The 17104-nt window shown below is 69.8% G+C and carries 14 protein-coding genes and 1 pseudogene; all 15 read left to right on the top strand.

Translation table 11 applies throughout. The features are described 5' to 3' along the window. The first annotated feature begins 400 nt into the window (after positions 1 to 400). The 15 genes and pseudogenes from JHL17_RS10310 (at position 401) to JHL17_RS10240 (ending at position 17074) form a co-directional block, all read left to right on the top strand. Positions 401 to 847 carry a division/cell wall cluster transcriptional repressor MraZ gene (locus tag JHL17_RS10310; RefSeq protein WP_345773779.1) on the top strand — a complete coding sequence of 149 codons (447 nt, stop codon included), beginning with the start codon at positions 401 to 403 and terminating at the stop codon, positions 845 to 847. Then, positions 847 to 1836, top strand: a complete 990-nt coding sequence (gene rsmH / locus JHL17_RS10305) for a 16S rRNA (cytosine(1402)-N(4))-methyltransferase RsmH (RefSeq protein ID WP_200192709.1) — start codon at positions 847 to 849, stop codon at positions 1834 to 1836. The genes JHL17_RS10310 and rsmH overlap by 1 nt, the downstream gene beginning before the upstream one ends. After that, entirely contained in the window at positions 1833 to 2666 is an 834-nt protein-coding gene (gene ftsL, locus JHL17_RS10300) for a cell division protein FtsL (protein WP_200192707.1), read from the top strand. Before rsmH ends, ftsL begins: the two co-directional genes overlap by 4 nt. After that, positions 2663 to 4534 carry a peptidoglycan D,D-transpeptidase FtsI family protein gene (locus JHL17_RS10295; RefSeq protein ID WP_200192705.1) on the top strand — a complete coding sequence of 624 codons (1872 nt, stop codon included), beginning with the start codon at positions 2663 to 2665 and terminating at the stop codon, positions 4532 to 4534. The genes ftsL and JHL17_RS10295 overlap by 4 nt, the downstream gene beginning before the upstream one ends. Then, positions 4500 to 5975, top strand: coding sequence for a UDP-N-acetylmuramoyl-L-alanyl-D-glutamate--2,6-diaminopimelate ligase (locus JHL17_RS10290; protein ID WP_200192703.1), 1476 nt, complete (start codon positions 4500 to 4502; stop codon positions 5973 to 5975). The genes JHL17_RS10295 and JHL17_RS10290 overlap by 35 nt, the downstream gene beginning before the upstream one ends. Then, the gene (locus tag JHL17_RS10285) at positions 5972 to 7495 is read left to right on the top strand and encodes a UDP-N-acetylmuramoylalanyl-D-glutamyl-2,6-diaminopimelate--D-alanyl-D-alanine ligase (RefSeq protein WP_200192701.1); all 1524 of its coding nucleotides are present in this window, start codon (positions 5972 to 5974) and stop codon (positions 7493 to 7495) included. The genes JHL17_RS10290 and JHL17_RS10285 overlap by 4 nt, the downstream gene beginning before the upstream one ends. 9 nt (positions 7496 to 7504) lie before the next feature. Continuing rightward, a complete protein-coding gene (gene mraY, locus JHL17_RS10280) occupies positions 7505 to 8590 on the top strand; it encodes a phospho-N-acetylmuramoyl-pentapeptide-transferase (RefSeq protein ID WP_200192699.1) in 1086 nt (361 codons plus the stop codon). Positions 8591 to 8601: 11 nt separating this feature from the next. Continuing rightward, complete coding sequence (gene murD / locus JHL17_RS10275) at positions 8602 to 10023, top strand: UDP-N-acetylmuramoyl-L-alanine--D-glutamate ligase (protein ID WP_200192697.1); 1422 nt, start codon at positions 8602 to 8604, stop codon at positions 10021 to 10023. Then, positions 10020 to 11141, top strand: coding sequence for an FtsW/RodA/SpoVE family cell cycle protein (locus JHL17_RS10270; RefSeq protein ID WP_200192695.1), 1122 nt, complete (start codon positions 10020 to 10022; stop codon positions 11139 to 11141). Before murD ends, JHL17_RS10270 begins: the two co-directional genes overlap by 4 nt. After that, positions 11138 to 12394: an undecaprenyldiphospho-muramoylpentapeptide beta-N-acetylglucosaminyltransferase gene (gene murG / locus JHL17_RS10265; protein ID WP_200192693.1), complete on the top strand. Its 1257-nt coding sequence runs from the start codon at positions 11138 to 11140 to the stop codon at positions 12392 to 12394. Before JHL17_RS10270 ends, murG begins: the two co-directional genes overlap by 4 nt. Beyond that, positions 12391 to 12642 carry a hypothetical protein gene (locus JHL17_RS10260; protein WP_200192691.1) on the top strand — a complete coding sequence of 84 codons (252 nt, stop codon included), beginning with the start codon at positions 12391 to 12393 and terminating at the stop codon, positions 12640 to 12642. Before murG ends, JHL17_RS10260 begins: the two co-directional genes overlap by 4 nt. 7 nt (positions 12643 to 12649) lie before the next feature. Next, complete coding sequence (gene murC / locus JHL17_RS10255; RefSeq protein ID WP_200192689.1) at positions 12650 to 14068, top strand: UDP-N-acetylmuramate--L-alanine ligase; 1419 nt, start codon at positions 12650 to 12652, stop codon at positions 14066 to 14068. 14 nt (positions 14069 to 14082) lie between these two features. Continuing rightward, positions 14083 to 15030, top strand: a pseudogene (murB, locus tag JHL17_RS10250) (UDP-N-acetylmuramate dehydrogenase); the annotation flags it as partial. 140 nt (positions 15031 to 15170) lie between these two features. After that, positions 15171 to 16130: a D-alanine--D-alanine ligase gene (locus tag JHL17_RS10245; RefSeq protein WP_200192687.1), complete on the top strand. Its 960-nt coding sequence runs from the start codon at positions 15171 to 15173 to the stop codon at positions 16128 to 16130. Beyond that, positions 16115 to 17074 (top strand): cell division protein FtsQ/DivIB, encoded by a 960-nt coding sequence (locus JHL17_RS10240; RefSeq protein ID WP_200192685.1) that lies wholly within the window; start codon positions 16115 to 16117, stop codon positions 17072 to 17074. The genes JHL17_RS10245 and JHL17_RS10240 overlap by 16 nt, the downstream gene beginning before the upstream one ends. The last annotated feature ends 30 nt before the right edge of the window (positions 17075 to 17104 follow it).

Raw genomic sequence — 17104 nt, 5'->3', positions numbered from 1 at the left:
AAACCATGGATCGGGCACATTTTCTTAAAACTTTGGAACGTTCAACGAACCTATGTGGATAACTTTATCCACATCGGCAGAGTCCAGCGGAATACTGCGAAGATTCTGAAAATTCGTACACCAACTTGCGCAGATGCCACAGGCTGACCCAAAAGTCTTGACACCCCCGTCTGAATACTCGGGGGGCCGTTGACGCCCATGCCGTCCCATGCTATCCCAAGAACGCCCATTTCAGGGGGGCTCCTACCCATTCTGGTTAACACCGGGGGCGGGAGTTGGATGGGCCAAGCGGGGCTAGCGCGGGGCACCCGACCGCGCACGGGGAATAGCAGGGGGGATCGCCGGGCCTATGGCCGTTTTCCTGTCCACATACGTCAATAAAGTTGACAGGAAAGGGCGTGTGTCGATCCCGGCACAGTTCAGGCAGTCGCTTGCCAAGACTTCGGCTCCCAGCACCGTCTATCTCTGGCCCTCGCTGAACCACCAGGCGCTGGAAGGCGCCGATCAGGACTATCTCGACGTCCTCTCCGAAAGCCTCGAATCCCCCGACCTCGATGCCGACGAGCGCGACATGATCGAGACCTTCATCTTCGGAAAGCTGATCCCCGTCTCCTCCGACGCCGAAGGCCGCATCGTCCTGCCCAAGGAGCTGGCGGAGTTCGCCGGCATCACCGAGGAGGCCGCCTTCATCGGCCGCCGCAAGACCTTCCAGGTCTGGGAACCCGAAGCCCTCAAGGCCCATGAGGCCGTCCTCCGTGAGCAGGTCGTGCGCAAGGACATCTCCCTCAGCCAGATCGTTGCCAAGGCCTCCCGCGGCGCCGCCGGCCGGAGCGGGGAAGGCGCCTGATGACCGACACCCGCATCCATATTCCCGTCCTGCTGGACGAGGTGCTCGCCGCGCTGTCCCCGCGCGACGGCGGCCTCTATGTGGACGGCACCTTCGGCGCCGGCGGCTACAGCCGCGCCCTGCTGCAGTCGTCCTCCTGTCGGGTGATCGGCATCGACCGCGACCCCGCGGCGATCGAGCGCGGCCGGGCCCTGGCTCAAGAGTTCCCAGGCCGGCTCGAGGTGATCGAAGGCCGCTTCGGCGATATGGACCGGCTGCTGGGGGACGAGCTGCTGGCCGGGCATGGCGTCGAGAAGGTCGACGGCGTGGCGCTCGACGTCGGCGTCTCCTCCCCCCAGATCGACGAGCCGGAGCGCGGCTTCTCCTTCCGCTTCGACGGCCCGCTCGACATGCGGATGGGACGGGATGGGCCGACCGCCGCCGACGTGGTCAACACCGCCGGCGAGGCGGAGTTGGCCGACATCATCTACCACCTGGGCGAGGAACGGATGGCGCGCCGCGTCGCCCGCGCCATCGTCGCCGCCCGCCGCGAAGCGCCGATCGAACGCACGGCGCGGCTGGCCGAGATCATCCGCTCCGTGGTGCCGAAGGGAAAGGGCGACGGGATCGACCCGGCCACCCGCAGCTTCCAGGCCCTGCGCATCCATGTGAACGACGAACTGGGCGAGTTGCGGCGCGGCTTGTCCGCCGCCGAGTCGCTGCTGGCGCCCGGCGGGCGTCTGGCCGTCGTCTCCTTCCATTCGCTGGAGGACCGCGAGGTCAAGGCGTTCCTGCGGGAACGCTCCTCGCCGCCGCCCTCCCCGTCCCGCCACACGCCCGTGACCGCGGTCGCGGAGCACCATGCATCCTTCCGCCTGCTCTCCCGGAAACCCGTGGACCCGAGCGAGGCCGAAGCCCGCAACAATCCCCGCGCCCGGTCCGCCCGGCTGCGCGCGGCTGAACGTACCGAGGCGCCCGCGTTCCCGGCGCCCGGCAAGGAGGCAGCATGAAAGGCAAGACCTGGTTGTTCTGGGGCGGCCTGATCGCAGCCGCCGGTGGCGTGCTGTTCCAGACCAGCTACGACGTCCAGGATCTTGAGGAGAAGCTCGCCGGGCTGAACCGCAAGATCATTCAGGAACAGGAGTCCATCCAGGTCCTGAAGGCCGAGTGGAGCTACCTGAACGACCCGACCAAGCTGGAACAGATGGCCCAAGCCTATCTGGCGCTGCAGCCGACCGAGCCGCGCCAGTACTTGGCGATGGACGTGATCCCCATGCGCCCGGGCGATGCCGTCCAGCCGCCGGCCCAGACCGCGCCCGGCCAGACCCCGCCCGCTTTGGCCCCGCTGCCGCCGATGGTCCGCGCGCCCGCCACCGGCACCCCGCAGGTCGCCGTTGCCCGCGCCCCCGCCGCTCCCAACAACAGCGTCGCCGCGGGAATCGTTCCAGTCGCACTCCCGGCCGGTGCGGCCCTGGCGAAGCCGCTGCCGATGGAAAAGGCGCTGGAACGTGCGCCGGTCATCGTGCCGGCGTCCCTGCCCTCCTCCGGCGCTCTCGCCGACCCGTCGCGCGCCACCCGGATCAAGCCCGCCGCCCTGGTCCCCGGCTCCGCCCGCGCGCCGGTCGAGAAGTCCACCGACCGGACCGCTCCCGACCGTGCCGCCGGCAAGCTGGCGCCGACCGCCCCGACCTCGCGTCCGACCGAGCTGGCCTCCCGCCCGACTCCGGCGCCCGTTCCCGCTCCGAAGACGGCCGCTGCGGTTCCTGCGGCACAGCCCTACCAGCCCAAGCCGACCGACAGCCTCGGGCTGCTCGTTGCGCGCCTGGGGGCCAATCGATGACCGGTCACGACCACGGCGGCCCGGCCGGCCACGGCCAGCCCGGCGCCAGCACCGGCAGCACCTATGTGCCGCCGCCGGCGCCGTCGCCCTTTTCCCCGCCGCCCCAGCAGCCGTCCGCCAAGCCGCGGACCTCGCTGGCGGTTGCGCTGGATCAGAGCCGTTACCGCCTGATGGTGACGGCTGCCGTGGTCACGACCGTCTTCACCGCCATCAGCGTCAAGCTGGCGATGGCCACGCTGTTCGCCGGCGGCGGCGAACCGCGCCAGCATGTCGCGCTGGAGTTGGACAACACCCCGACCAACCGCGCCGACATCACCGACCGCAACGGCAACCTGCTGGCGACCTCGCTCGTCACCCAATCGCTCTATGCCGATCCCAAGCTGGTCTCGCGCCCGGAAGAAGCCGCGCAGAAGCTGGTCGGCGCCCTGCCCGACCTCGATTACAAGGATGTCCTGGGCAAGCTGAGCGGCGACCGCCGCTTCGTCTGGCTGAAGCGCAACCTGACGCCGAAGCAGCAGGCCGCCGTCCACCGGCTCGGCATTCCCGGCGTCGCGTTCGAGCGGGAGGAGCGCCGCTTCTACCCGGCCGGGCCGCTGACCTCCCACATCGTCGGCTTCACCGGCATCGACAACAACGGCCTCGCCGGCATGGAGCAGGGCTTCAACAAGCGGCTGATCGAGGAGCCGGGAACGCCGCTGCAGCTCTCCATCGACCTGCGGTTGCAGCATGTCCTGAAGAAGGAACTGGCCGCCACGGTGCAGGAGTTCAGCGCCATCGGCGCCGCCGGCATCGTCTTCGACGTGCGCAACGGCGAAGTGATGGCGATGGTTTCGCTGCCCGATTTCGACCCGCAGGACCCGACCGGCCTGAACCCCGACACGCTGTTCAACCGGGCGACGCTCGGCGTGTACGAGATGGGCTCGACCTTCAAGATCTTCAACTCGGCACTGGCCTTCGACAGCGGCAAGATCCGGGTGTCGGACATGTTCGACGCGGCCCACCCGGTCAAGATCGGCCGCTTCACCATCAACGACCTTCACAACCTGCACCGCGCCCTGACGGTGGCGGAGGTGTTCCAGCACTCCTCCAACCTCGGGTCGGTCCGCATGGTGCAGCAGATCGGCATCGCGGCGCAGAAGGCCTTCATGACCAAGATGGGCTTCACCAAGCCCACCGGGCTGGAATTGCCGGAAAACGGCTGGCCGCTGGTGCCCAACCCGTGGCGCGAGGTCAACAGCTTCACGATCTCCTTCGGCCACGGCATCTCGGTCAGCCCGATGCACACGGTGGCCGCCGCCGCCTCGGTCATCAATGGCGGCCTCTTCCATAAGCCGACGCTGCTGAAGCGCCAGCCGGATGCGGAGATCCCGACCGAACAGGTGGTGTCGCGCCAGACGTCGGACATGATGCGGCGCATGTTCCGCTTCGTCGTTGCCGACGGCACCGGCAAGTCGGCCGAAGTGAAAGGCTATGTCGTCGGTGGCAAGACCGGCACCGCCGACAAGCAGAAGGGGCGGCATTACCAGAAGAACTCGCGCATGTCGTCCTTTTTGGGCGCCTTCCCCATGCAGGATCCGCGCTACATCGTCTATGTGCTGATCGACGAGCCCAAGGGGACAGCCAAGACCTACGGCTATGCCACCGGCGGCTGGGTCGCCGCGCCGGCGGTGGGCCGCATCGTCAAGCAGATCGGCCCGCTGCTGAACGTGCCGACGGTGGACGAGAACGCGCCGGAGATCCTGAACTCCACCTACCTGAACGCCGCCGGCTCCACCAATTGGCAGCAATCGCAGCCTCCCGTCACCGCCCCACCCCCGTCGAAGGGAAGCACCGTTGCGTCTTTCCCAACTCAGACCAAGCCGCGCTGACGCCACCCGCGGCGCTGCCGACCCCGACATCGCCGGGCTGACCGCCGACAGCCGCGCGGTCGGACCCGGCTTTGTCTTTGCCGCCCTGCCCGGCGTGAAGGCCGACGGCCGCACCTTCATCGCCGATGCGCTCGCCCGGGGCGCCGTCGCCGTGCTGGCGTCCGAAGGGACCGAACTGCCCGCCGGGTCCGCCGCCGTGCTGCTGACCGACCCGCAGCCCCGCCTCGCCTTCGCGCGCATGGCCGCCGCCTTCCATGGCGGGCGCCAGCCGGAGACGGTGGTGGCGGTGACCGGAACCAACGGCAAGACCTCCACCGTGCAGTTCGCCGCACAGATCTGGACGCGCATGGGGCTGCCCGCCGGCAGCCTGGGCACACTGGGGCTGCTGGGTCCCGGCCTGCACGGCTATGGCGGGATGACGACACCCGATCCGGTGTCGCTGCATCGCGACCTCGCCGCTGCCAAGGATGCCGGCATCGACCATCTGGCGATGGAAGCGTCGAGCCATGGCCTGGAACAGTTCCGACTGGACGGCGTGACGGTCAAGGCCGCCGGATTCACCAACCTGACGCTGGACCATCTGGACTATCACGGCACGATGGCTGCCTATCGCGACGCCAAGGCGATGCTGTTCCAGCGTGTATTGCCGACAGGATGCACCGCCGTCCTGAACGCCGACAGTGACGACTTCCCATTTTTTGCCACGATTTGTAACGAACGTGGACACCGGATCCTGTCCTATGGTCTGGCCGGCTCCGAGCTTCGGGTGACCGGGGTGGAACCGCTGGCCCATGGCCAGCGCCTCGCCCTGTCCGTGCTCGGCCGCGACGTGACGGTGGACCTGCCGCTGGCGGGCCGCTTCCAGGCCTGGAACGTGCTCTGCGCCCTGGGCCTGGTCATCGGCTCCGGCGGCGACGCCGGGCAGGCGCTGGCCGCCCTTCCCTCGCTGGAAGGGGTGCCGGGACGGCTGCAGCACGTCGCCACCCACCCCAACGGGGCGACGGTCTATGTCGATTTCGCCCACACGCCGGACGCGCTGGAAACGGTGCTGCTGGCGCTGCGGTCGCATGCCGCGCACCGGTTGGTGACGGTGTTCGGCTGCGGCGGCGACCGCGACCGCAGCAAGCGGCCGGTGATGGGGGCGCTGGCGGCGAGGCTGGCCGACCGCGCCATCGTCACCGACGACAACCCGCGCACCGAGGACCCCGCCTTCGTGCGCGGGCAGGTGCTGGCGGGCGCCACCGGGGATCTGGCCGGCCGGCTGGAAGAGATCGGCGACCGGGCCGAGGCGATCCGCACCGCGGTGCGGCAGCTTCAGCCCGGCGACGTGCTGGTCATCGCCGGCAAGGGCCACGAACAGGGACAAACGATCGGCACCGAGGTGCGTCCGTTCGACGATGCGGACGAGGCCCGGAAGGCCGTAGCGGAGGTTGGAGCATGAGCGAGGACAAGACGGTCCTCCGGACGGCGGGGAAGATGGTCCTGTGGACTGCCGGGGAGGCGGCCGCGGCCACCGGCGGGCGGCTGGCCGGCCCGTCCGCCTGGGCGGCCACCGGCGTCACCATCGACAGCCGCAAGGTGGCGCAGGGCGACCTTTTCGTCGCCATCCGCGGGCCGAATTTCGACGGGCATGCCTTCGTCGGCTCCGCTCTGGCCGCCGGGGCCGCCGCGGCGCTGGTCGACCATCTGCCGGACGGCCTGCCGGCCGACGCGCCGCTGCTGATCGCCCCCGCCGACACGCTGGAGTCGATGGCGGCGCTGGGCGCGGTCGCCCGGGCCCGCTGCGGTGCGCGCTTCGTCGGCGTCACCGGCTCCGTCGGCAAGACCGGCACCAAGGAGACCTTGCGCCACGTCCTGTCGGCGCAAGCCTCGACCTATGCCACCGAAGGCAGCCTGAACAACCATTGGGGCGTGCCGCTGTCGCTCGCCCGCCTGCCCGCCGACTGCACCTATGGCGTGTTCGAACTGGGAATGAACCACGCCGGCGAACTCGGGCCGCTGTCGCGGCAGGTCAAGCCGCATGTCGCCATCGTCACCACGGTCGAGGCGGCGCATCTGGAATTCTTCTCCGGCGTCGAGGCCATCGCCGACGCCAAGGCCGAGATCTTCGAAGGGCTGGGTCCCGACGGGGTCGCCGTGCTGAACCGCGACAACGGGCAGTATGCCCGGCTGGCCGCCGCCGCGCGCCGCCAGGGCCTGGCGAACATCTGGAGCTTCGGCACCCATGAGGATGCCGACGCCCGGCTGATCGACTGCTCGCTGCACGCCACCTGCAGCGCCGTGACCGCGGTCGTCCGCGGTGAGCGGCTGCAATATTGCCTGTCGCAGCCCGGCAGGCATTGGGTGATGAACAGCCTGTCGGTGCTGCTGGCGGTGAAGGCGCTGGGCGCCGACGTCGCCGCCGCCGCCCGTTCGCTGTCGAGCCTGCCGTCGGTCAAGGGCCGCGGCACCCGCAAGCGCATCCCGCTGCCGCAGGGCGCCTTCACCCTGATCGACGAGAGCTACAACGCCAGCCCTGCCGCCATGGCGGCGACGCTGGAGGTGCTGGGCAAGACCGACCCCGGTGCCGGCGGGCGGCGCATCGCCGTACTGGGCGACATGCGCGAACTCGGCGACCGTGCCGACGCGCTGCACATCGCGCTGGCCGAACCGTTGCGCGCCGCGCAGGTCGATGCCGTCTACGCCTGCGGACCGCACATGAAGGCGCTGTTCGACCGCCTGCCGGCGGCGATCCGCGGCGCCTGGACCGAGACCAGCGTGGAGCTGGCGCCCATCGTGACCGGGGCCGTGAAGGGCGGCGACGTCATCATGGTCAAGGGCTCCCTGGGCAGTCGTACAGGTCTGATCGTCGATGCGCTCGCGGCACTCGACAGCGGGCGCGAAAGCGAGGACAAAGCCGCCTCCCGAACCACCAACCAGCCGCAGGCGGCCGCGCAATCCGCGCAAGCCCCGCGAGGCTGACGGACCCAAATGCTCTACAACCTCCTCTTCGGTCTGGCCGACGTCTTCACGCCGTTCAACCTGTTCCGGTACCTGACCTTCCGGACCGGCGGCGCCGTGCTGACCTCGCTCGTCATCAGCTTCGTCTTCTTTCCGCGCCTGATCGCCTGGCTGAAGCGCAAGCAGGGCGAAGGGCAGCCCATCCGCGCCGACGGCCCGGAGAGCCATTTCAAGAAGAAGGGCACGCCCACCATGGGCGGCCTGATGATCCTGATCGCCATGACGGTCAGCACCCTGCTGTGGGCCGACGTGACCAATGCCTACATCTGGATCGTGCTGCTGGTGACCATCGGCTACGGCCTGATCGGCTTCGGCGACGATTACCTGAAGCTGACCAAGCGCAATACCAAGGGGCTTTCGGGCCGCTTCCGGCTGGGCTGGGAGATCACCATCGGGCTGGTCGCCTCGGCGCTGATCATGTGGGTGTCGGCCCCGCCGCTGTCGGGCGGCGTGGCAGTGCCCTTCGTCAAGGACTTCCTGGTCCAGCTTTCCTGGTTCTTCGTGCCCTTCGGCGCCTTCATCATGGTGGGCGCGTCGAACTCGGTGAACCTGACCGACGGGCTGGACGGCCTCGCCATCGTGCCGACGATGATCGCCGCCGGCTGCTTCGCGCTGATCTCCTACCTGTCCGGCAACGCGATCTTCGCGAACTACCTGCAGATCCACCATGTGCCGGGATCCGGCGAACTGACCGTCTTCTGCGGGGCGCTGGTCGGCGCCGGCATCGGCTTCCTCTGGTACAACGCGCCGCCGGCGATGGTGTTCATGGGCGACACCGGGTCGCTGTCGCTGGGCGGTGCGCTCGGCGCCGTCAGCGTAGTCACCAAGCACGAGATCGTGCTGGCCATCATCGGCGGCCTGTTCGTGCTGGAGACGGTGTCGGTGATCGTGCAGGTCGCCTCCTTCAAGCTGACCGGCAAGCGGGTGTTCCGCATGGCGCCGCTGCACCATCACTTCGAGAAGAAGGGCTGGGCCGAACCGACGGTGGTGATCCGCTTCTGGATCATCGCCTCGATCCTGGCGCTGGTCGGCCTGTCCACGCTGAAGCTGCGCTGAGGGGGCCGGCGATGATCGACCTGTTCTACATGCAGGAACTGCCGGTCGCGGTGATGGGGCTGGGCAAGTCCGGCCTCGCCACCGCCCGCGCGCTCCGCGACAGCGGGGCGGAGGTGCGGGTGTGGGACGACAACCCCGCCTCCCGCGCCGCGGCCGAGGCCGAGGGCTTCCAAGCGGTCGATCTCGCCACCGCCGACCTGTCGGATCTGACCACCATCGTCTGGTCGCCCGGCATCCCCCACACATACCCCAAGCCGCACCCGGTGGCCGAGCGCGCCCGGGCGATGGGGATCGAGCTGATCTGCGACGTCGAGCTGCTGGGCCGGGCGGAGCGCGACTGCGCCTTCATCGGCATCACCGGCACCAACGGCAAATCGACCACCACCACCCTGATCGGCCACGTCCTGGCCGCCGCCGGGCGCAAGCCCGCCGTCGGCGGCAACCTCGGCACGCCGGTGCTGACCTTCGATCCGATCGGGTCCGGCGGCACCTGCGTGCTGGAGATGTCGAGCTACCAGCTGGAGCTGACCCACTCCATCACCTTCGACATCGCGGTCCTGCTCAACATCACGCCCGACCATCTCGCCCGCCATGGCGGGATGGCGGGCTACATCGCCGCCAAGACACTGATCTTCCACCGCCAGACCTGGCCGCGCACCGCGGTGATCGGGGTGGACGACGAGCATTGCCGCAAGATCCACGCCGACCTCGTCGCCGCCGGCGACCAGCGCATCTGGCCGATCTCCGCCCGGGGGCCGGTCGCCGGCGGCGTCTATGCCGCCGACGGCTGGCTGGTGGACGACACCGACGGCGAGGCGGTGCGCGTGGCGGACCTGTCGGCGCTGCCCAGCCTGCTGGGCGTCCACAACTGGCAGAACGCCGCCGCCGCCTTCGCCACCTGCAAGGCCGCCGGCCTGCCGGCGCCGGCCATCGTCGCGGCGATGGCGACCTTTCCCGGGCTTGCCCACCGGCAGCAGCTGGTCGGCATGCTGGAGGGCGTGCGCTTCGTCAACGACAGCAAGGCGACCAATGCCGACGCCACCGAAAAGGCGCTGGCGACCTTCGACCCGATCTACTGGATCCTCGGCGGACAGGCCAAGGACACCGGGCTGAACGGCCTGGAGGGCTATATGGACCGCGTCCGCCACGCCTTCCTGATCGGCGAGGCGCAGGACCAGTTCGCCGCGTGGCTCGATGCGCAGGGCGTCGCCTTCACCCGCTGCGGAACGCTGGACGTCGCGACCGCGAAGGCGGCCGGGCTGGCGCTGGCGGAGCGGCTGGACGGCGCCTGCGTGCTGTTGTCCCCAGCTTGCGCGTCGTGGGACCAGTTTGCCAATTTCGAGAAGCGCGGCGAAGCCTTCGCGGCCTATGTCGCGAACATCATCGCGGCGCATGAGAGCGCCGGAGACGGCACCAGCGGGGACGTCGCATGATCACCTTCGACCGTACCGACCAATCGATCTTCGGCCGCTGGTGGTGGACCGTCGACCGCTGGCAGCTCGGCGCCGTCGCCCTGCTGATGTTCCTCGGCACCGTCCTGATCACCGCGGCCAGCCCGCCGGTGGCGGAGCGCATCGGCATCCAGGACACCTTCTACTTCGTCGAACGCCATGTGATGATGCTGATCCCGGCGATCGCCATCATGATCGGCGTCTCGCTGCTCAGCCCGCGCGGCGTGCGGCGAGTGGCGTTGGGCGTGTTCCTGATCTCGGTGGCGCTGGTCTACGCGACGCTGGTGGTGGGCGTGGAGATCAAGGGCGCCCGCCGCTGGATCCATATTCCCGGCCTGTCGATCCAGCCGTCGGAGTTCGTGAAGCCCGCCTTCGCGGTGGTCGCGGCCTGGCTGTTCTCGCTGTCGCGCACCAATCCCGGCTTCCCCGGCGCGCTGGTGTCGATGGCGCTCTACGGCATCACCATGGTCGGCCTGATCCTGCAGCCCGACCTGGGCATGACCTTCGTCGTGTCCGCCGTCTGGTTCACCCAATTCTTCCTGGCCGGGTTGAACCTCGTTCTGGTGATGGGGCTCGGCGGGCTCGGCGTCGTCGGGCTGGTCGGCGCCTACTACACGCTGCCGCATGTCACCAGCCGCATCAACCGCTTCCTCGACCCCCATGCCGGCGACAACTATCAGGTCAACCGCTCGCTGGAGGCCTTCGCCAACGGCGGGCTGATGGGCACCGGCCCCGGCCAGGGCACGGTGAAGTTCTATCTGCCCGACAGCCACGCCGACTTCATCTTCGCGGTCGCAGGCGAAGAACTGGGACTGATCTTCTGCCTGGGATTGGTGGTGCTGTTCGCCTTTGTCGTTCTGCGCGGGTTCGCCCGGGTCTTCAACGACAACAACTACTTCGTCCTGCTGGCCGCCGCCGGCCTTCTGATCCAGTTCGGTCTTCAGGCGGCGATCAACATGGGTTCGTCCTTGCATCTCATGCCGACCAAGGGCATGACCCTGCCCTTCATCTCCTACGGCGGCTCCTCGCTGCTCGCTCTCGGGTTCGGCATGGGTATGGTTCTGGCTTTGACACGCAAGCGCTTCGGCCCCCTGGAATGAGGAGGCCGACGGATTTGGGCGCGACGACCCTGGATACGAGCGCCAGCAAGGTGATCGTGCTGGCCGCCGGCGGCACCGGCGGACACATGTTCCCGGCCGAGGCGCTGGCGCGCGAGCTGCTGGCCCGCGGCCGCGCCGTGACGCTGGTCACCGACAAGCGCGGCCATGCCTTCGGTGAAAACCTGCCGGAGGTGCCGGTCCACCGCATCCGCGCCGCCTCCCCCGGTGCCGGCATCGGCGGCAAGCTGAAGGCTGCCCTGCAGATGGGGCTGGGCCTGCTGGAGGCGCGGGCGCTGATGCGCCGGCTCGACCCCGCCGCGGTGGTCGGCTTCGGCGGCTACCCGTCCGTCCCCACCGTCTACGCCGCCATCCAGTCCAAGCTGCCGGCCCTGCTGCACGAACAGAACGCCGTGCTGGGCCGCGCCAACCGGATGCTGATCGCCGGGGCCCGCCGCATCGCCGTCGCCTTCCCCGACATCGAGAAGCTGGGCGAGGCGCAGCGCGCCAAGATCGTCCGCACCGGCAACCCGGTCCGTCCGGCAGTCGCCGCCCGCCGCCCGAGCCCCTACGAGGCACCCGGTGCCGCCGGCCCCATCCGCCTGCTGGTCATAGGCGGCAGCCAGGGCGCCCGCATCTTCTCCGAGGTGATTCCCGCCGCGCTGGCCTTGCTGCCGGACGGGATGCGCGCCCGCATCCATCTGGCGCAGCAGTGCCGCCCGGAAGACCTGGAGGCCGCCCGCGACGCGCTGGAGCCGCTGGGGCTCGCCCGGCTGGAACTGCAGACCTTCTTCCGCGACGTGCCGGACCGGCTGGCCGCCTGCCATCTCGCCGTCACCCGCGCCGGCGCCTCCACCATCGCCGAGCTGACCTGCGTCGGCCGGCCGGCGATCCTGGTGCCCTACCCGCACGCCACCGACGACCACCAGACCGCCAACGCCCGCCATCTGGCGGAGGCCGGCGCCGCCTGGCTGGTGCCGCAGCCCTCCTTCACCGCCGAGGCGCTCGCCGGGCGGCTGTCCGCCCTACTGGCCGACCCGCAGGCGCTCGCCGCCACGGCACGGGCCGCGCAAGAGTGGGGCACCGCCGACGCCGCCACCGCGCTGGCCGACGCCGTGCTGGCGATGCTGGGCGGCGGCGCCCGTTCCGCCCATGCCGATTCCGGCAAGACCGATCCGACCTTGACCGACCACGACCGATCCCACCACGCCCGGCGGTCCGCCGCCGGCGCCAGCGCCAAGGGGGCCGCGGAATGATCAAAGCCATGCGGAACCTGACCCGACCGACGCTGCGTCCGCTGCAGGACTGGCCGGCGGACATGACTCGGACCGAGGGGGGCTGGTACAACCGTCCGGGCTGTCCGCTGGTGCCGCGCTTCCTGGCCGAAGGCGGTTTCCTGCGCGACCGCCTGTCGGTGATCCACGGATCGCAACCCCTCCCCGACGACCTCTCCGACGGAGCGGTCGACGCCACCCTTCGCCTGATGCTTCGCCGCGGAAAGTAAGCCTGACATGCGCGCCCTCCCCCTCTCGATCGGCACCATCCACTTCGTCGGCATCGGCGGCATCGGCATGAGCGGCATCGCCGAGGTGCTGCGGAACCTGGGCTATACCGTCCAGGGCTCCGACCTCGCCGAGAACGCCAACGTCAAGCGCCTGCGCGAATTGGGCATCACGGTGTTCGTCGGCCACCGGGCCGAGAACATCGCCGGGGCCGCGGTGGTCGTCATCTCCTCCGCCGTCAAGCGCGACAATCCGGAAGTCGTGGCCGCCCGCGCAGCCCTGGTGCCGGTGGTCCGCCGCGCCGAGATGCTGGGCGAGCTGATGCGGCTGAAATGGGCGATCGCCATCGGCGGCACCCATGGCAAGACCACGACCACCTCGATGGTCGGCCACATGCTGGAGCACGCCAACCTCGACCCGACGGTCATCAACGGCGGCATCATCAACGCCTACGGCTCCAACACCCGGCTCGGCACCGGCGACTGGATGGTGGTGGAGGCGGACGAGAGCGACGGCACCTTCGTCAAGCTGCCGGCCTGCATCGCCGTCGTCACCAACATGGATCCGGAACATCTGGACTTCTACGGCACCTTCGACAACGCCCGGGCCGCCTTCGACAGCTTCGTCCAGAACATCCCCTTCTACGGCTTCGCGGCCCTCTGCATCGACCATCCCGAAGTGCAGGCGATGATCCCGCGCGTGTCGGACCGCCGCATCGTCACCTACGGCTTCTCGCCGCAGGCCGACATCCGCGCGGTGAACGTGGAGCTGGGTCCCGACGGCGCCAAATACGACGTGCTGATCTATGACCGCCACACCGGCGAGAGCCGCGCCATCGCCGGCGTGCGCCTGCCGATGTACGGGCCGCACAACGTCCAGAACTCGCTGGCCTGCTTCGCGGTCGGCAACGAGATGGGCCTGCCCGACGTGGTGATGCGCGACAGCATGGCCAAGTTCCAGGGGGTGAAGCGCCGCTTCACCAAGACCGGCGAAGCCAACGGCGTCACCGTCATCGACGATTACGGCCACCACCCGGTGGAGATCGCCGCGGTTCTGAAGGCCGCGCGCACCGCCGGCACCGGCCGCACCATCGCCGTGGTCCAGCCGCACCGCTACTCCCGCCTCGCCGCCCTGTTCGAGGAATTCTGCACCTGCTTCAACGACGCCGACGCCGTGATCGTCGCCGACGTCTATGCCGCCGGCGAGGCCCCGATCGAGGGCGTCAGCCGCGACAGCCTGGTCGAGGGCCTGCGCATGCACGGCCACCGCCACGTCGTCGCCCTGCACAACCAGCAGGAGCTGGCGCAGGTGGTGCGCGAGATGGCGCGGCCCGGCGACTTCGTCGTCTGCCTGGGCGCCGGCAACATCACCCAATGGGCGAACGCCCTGCCGGGCGAGCTGACCGCCCTGTACGGCGCGACGCGATGACGGCGGTGTCGCGCATGGGTCCGGCTGACGGCCATCTGCCCAACGGCCATCTGCCCAGCGGCCATCTGATGGAGCGGATGCCTGCCGTGCGCGGCCGGCTGACCGCCGACGCCCCGCTGGCGCCGGTGACGTGGTTCCGCGTCGGCGGCCCGGCCGAGGTGATGTTCCGCCCGGCCGATGCCGACGATCTGGCGGCCTTCCTGGCGGCATTGCCGGCCGAGGTGCCGGTGACGGTGATCGGCGTCGCCTCCAACCTGCTGGTACGGGACGGCGGCGTGCCGGGCGTCACCATCCGGCTCGGCCGCGGCTTCACCGACATCGCTGCCGACGGGATGCTCCTGGCGGCGGGCGCCGCGGCGCTCGACCTCAATGTCGCCATGGTCGCCCGCGACGCCGGCATCGCCGGAGTGGAATTCCTTTCCGGCATCCCCGGCACCATCGGCGGCGCCCTGCGCATGAACGGCGGCGCCTATGGCCGCGAGCTTGCCGACGTGCTGGTGTCGGCCACCGCCGTCGCGCGCGACGGCCGGCGGCTGGAGTTCAGCCATGCCGGCATGGGCTTCACCTACCGCCACAGCGCCGCACCGGAGGATTGCATCTTCACCGGTGCCGTCCTGCGCGGCGAGCCCGGCAACCCGCTGGAGATCGCGCGGCGCATGGCGGAGATCTCCGACAAGCGCGCCGACAGCCAGCCGGTCCGCTCGCGCACCGGCGGCTCGACCTTCAAGAACCCGGCCCCCGAAATCTCTGGCGGTCACAAGGCCTGGGAGTTGATCGACAAGGCCGGCTGCCGCGGTTTGTCGATCGGCGACGCCCAGGTGTCGGAAAAGCACTGCAACTTCCTGATCAACAACGGCACGGCCACCGCCGCCCAGCTCGAAGCGCTGGGCGAGGAGGTCCGCCGCCGCGTGTTCGAGGCCAGCGGCGTGACGCTGGAGTGGGAAATCAAGCGCATCGGCGTGGAATTTTCCCCTTCTCCCCCCCGGGGAGAAGGTCGGGATGAGGGGGTTCGGCGCCAGCCGGACGCTCCGGCCGACGGTTCCCCCTCACCCCAACCCTCTCCCCGGGGGGGAGAGGGAGATATGGCCGACGGAGGCCACGCATGACCGAAGCCCTGCTCCACGCCCGCAAGAAGCATGTCGCCGTCCTGATGGGCGGCTGGTCGGCCGAGCGCGAGGTGTCGCTGGTCAGCGGGGCCGGCGTCGCCAAGGCGCTGGAAGAGGAAGGCTACCGGGTCACCGCCATCGACGTGCAGCGCGACCTGGGCGGGCTGATGCAGGCCCTGGCCAGCCCGCGCCCCGACGTGGTGTTCAACGCCCTGCACGGCCGCGGCGGCGAGGACGGGACCATCCAGGGCGTGCTGGAGTTCCTCGGCCTGCCCTACACCCATTCGGGCGTCCAGGCCGCCGCCATCGCCATGGACAAGGCGATGACCAAGCGGGTCCTGGAGACCGTGGGCATTCGTTCCCCCAAAGGAATGGTGCTGTCCCGCGGAGAGATCACCGGCGGTACCCACCCAATGCCGGCGCCCTATATCGTCAAGCCTGTGGACGAAGGCTCGACCGTTGGCGTAACCCTGGTCCGCGAGGGGCAGAACAGCCCGGTCGGCGACGATGGTTCGTTCGGAGGGACTTTCGGCGAACGCGTGCTGGTCGAGGAGTTCATCCCCGGTCGCGAGCTGACCGTGGGCGTCATGGGTGACCGTGCTTTGGCGGTGACCGAGATCGTCTTTCAGGCTCAGGTCTACGACTACACCGCGAAATACAGCGCCGGCCACGCCGTTCACACCATCCCCGCCGCGGTCCCCGAGGCCGTGGCGGAGGAGGCGAAGCGGGTGGCGGTGCTGGCGCACCACACCCTGGGCTGCCGGGGCGTGTCGCGCAGCGACTTCCGCTGGGATGACGGCCGGCCGGGAACCGACGGCCTGTACTTCCTGGAGATCAACAACCAGCCGGGCATGACGCCCCTGTCGCTGGTGCCCGAACAGGCCGCGCATGTGGGGATCACCTACGGCGCGCTGGTCGGCTGGCTCGTGGAGAACGCCGCATGTCAGCTCGCCTGATGGCCAACCCGGATTTCCGCGCCGCCGCCGGCGCGCGCGCCCGGGACGAGATGCCGACCCCGCCGCGCGCCATGGCCGCGTCGGCGGAGAAGGGCAAGCGGCGCCGCGCCTGGCCGCGCTGGACCCGCTCCGCCGTCAAGGCGGCGCTGCTGCTGGTGCCGGTGCTGGGGCTGACCGCCGCCGCCGGCTCGGCCTGGAAGCGCGGCAACCTGGCCGACACACTGGAAGCGGCGCGGGACAGCGTCATCCGGACGACCGGCGACCTGGGCTTCCGCCTGTCGGAAATCCTGGTGGTCGGCCGCAGCGAGACGGAACGCGACGCCGTGCTCGACGCGCTGGGCGTGCGCCGGGGCGAGCCGATCCTGTCCATCGACCTCGCCGATGCCAAGCAGAGGCTGGAAGAGCTGCCCTGGGTGTCGTCGGCCTCGATCGAGCGGCGGTTGCCCGGCTTCCTCTATATCCGCCTGTCCGAACGCCAGCCGATGGCGATCTGGCAGCATGACCGCCAGTTCACCGTGATCGACCGCGCCGGCCGCCCGCTGGCCGATGCGGCGGAATTGGCGCGCCGCGGCAACCAGCGGATCGATACGCTGCCGCAGGTGATCGGCGCCAACGCCCCGCAGCAGGTCCACACCCTGTTGTCGGCGCTGGACGGCGCCCCGACCATCGCGCCGATGCTGTCCTCGGCCAGCTGGATCAGCGACCGCCGCTGGAACCTGCAGCTCGGCAACGGCGTGACGGTGAAGTTGCCGGAAGGCGCGGCCGAGATGCGCCGTGCGCTGCGCCAACTGGAGCAGATGCACACGGCCAGCCATGTGCTGGACCGCGACATCGTCGCCATCGACCTGCGCCTGCCCGACAAGGCCGCGATCCAGACCTCCGCCACCGCCCAGCTTCCGGGCTGGGACGACGACACGAAGAAGAAGAACGGCAAGAAATCGTAAGGCCGGCAGCCGGCAGGCGCTTTTGGGGAA

Source organism: Azospirillum endophyticum (assembly GCF_016595245.1).
In the GTDB taxonomy this organism is placed as follows: domain Bacteria; phylum Pseudomonadota; class Alphaproteobacteria; order Azospirillales; family Azospirillaceae; genus Azospirillum; species Azospirillum endophyticum.
The sequence above is the reverse complement of the archived record's forward strand: the minus strand, read 5'-3'. Positions and strand labels throughout refer to the sequence as shown.

Bases quoted from the DNA above. Each gene is read 5' to 3' on its own strand.
- rsmH (WP_200192709.1), top strand. From the start codon at position 847: ATGACCGACACCCGCATCCATATTCCCGTCCTGCTGGACGAGGTGCTC.
- ftsL (WP_200192707.1), top strand. From the start codon at position 1,833: ATGAAAGGCAAGACCTGGTTGTTCTGGGGCGGCCTGATCGCAGCCGCC.
- JHL17_RS10295 (WP_200192705.1), top strand. From the start codon at position 2,663: ATGACCGGTCACGACCACGGCGGCCCGGCCGGCCACGGCCAGCCCGGC.
- JHL17_RS10285 (WP_200192701.1), top strand. From the start codon at position 5,972: ATGAGCGAGGACAAGACGGTCCTCCGGACGGCGGGGAAGATGGTCCTG.
- mraY (WP_200192699.1), top strand. From the start codon at position 7,505: ATGCTCTACAACCTCCTCTTCGGTCTGGCCGACGTCTTCACGCCGTTC.
- murD (WP_200192697.1), top strand. From the start codon at position 8,602: ATGATCGACCTGTTCTACATGCAGGAACTGCCGGTCGCGGTGATGGGG.
- JHL17_RS10270 (WP_200192695.1), top strand. From the start codon at position 10,020: ATGATCACCTTCGACCGTACCGACCAATCGATCTTCGGCCGCTGGTGG.
- murG (WP_200192693.1), top strand. From the start codon at position 11,138: ATGAGGAGGCCGACGGATTTGGGCGCGACGACCCTGGATACGAGCGCC.
- JHL17_RS10260 (WP_200192691.1), top strand. From the start codon at position 12,391: ATGATCAAAGCCATGCGGAACCTGACCCGACCGACGCTGCGTCCGCTG.
- murC (WP_200192689.1), top strand. From the start codon at position 12,650: ATGCGCGCCCTCCCCCTCTCGATCGGCACCATCCACTTCGTCGGCATC.
- JHL17_RS10245 (WP_200192687.1), top strand. From the start codon at position 15,171: ATGACCGAAGCCCTGCTCCACGCCCGCAAGAAGCATGTCGCCGTCCTG.
- JHL17_RS10240 (WP_200192685.1), top strand. From the start codon at position 16,115: ATGTCAGCTCGCCTGATGGCCAACCCGGATTTCCGCGCCGCCGCCGGC.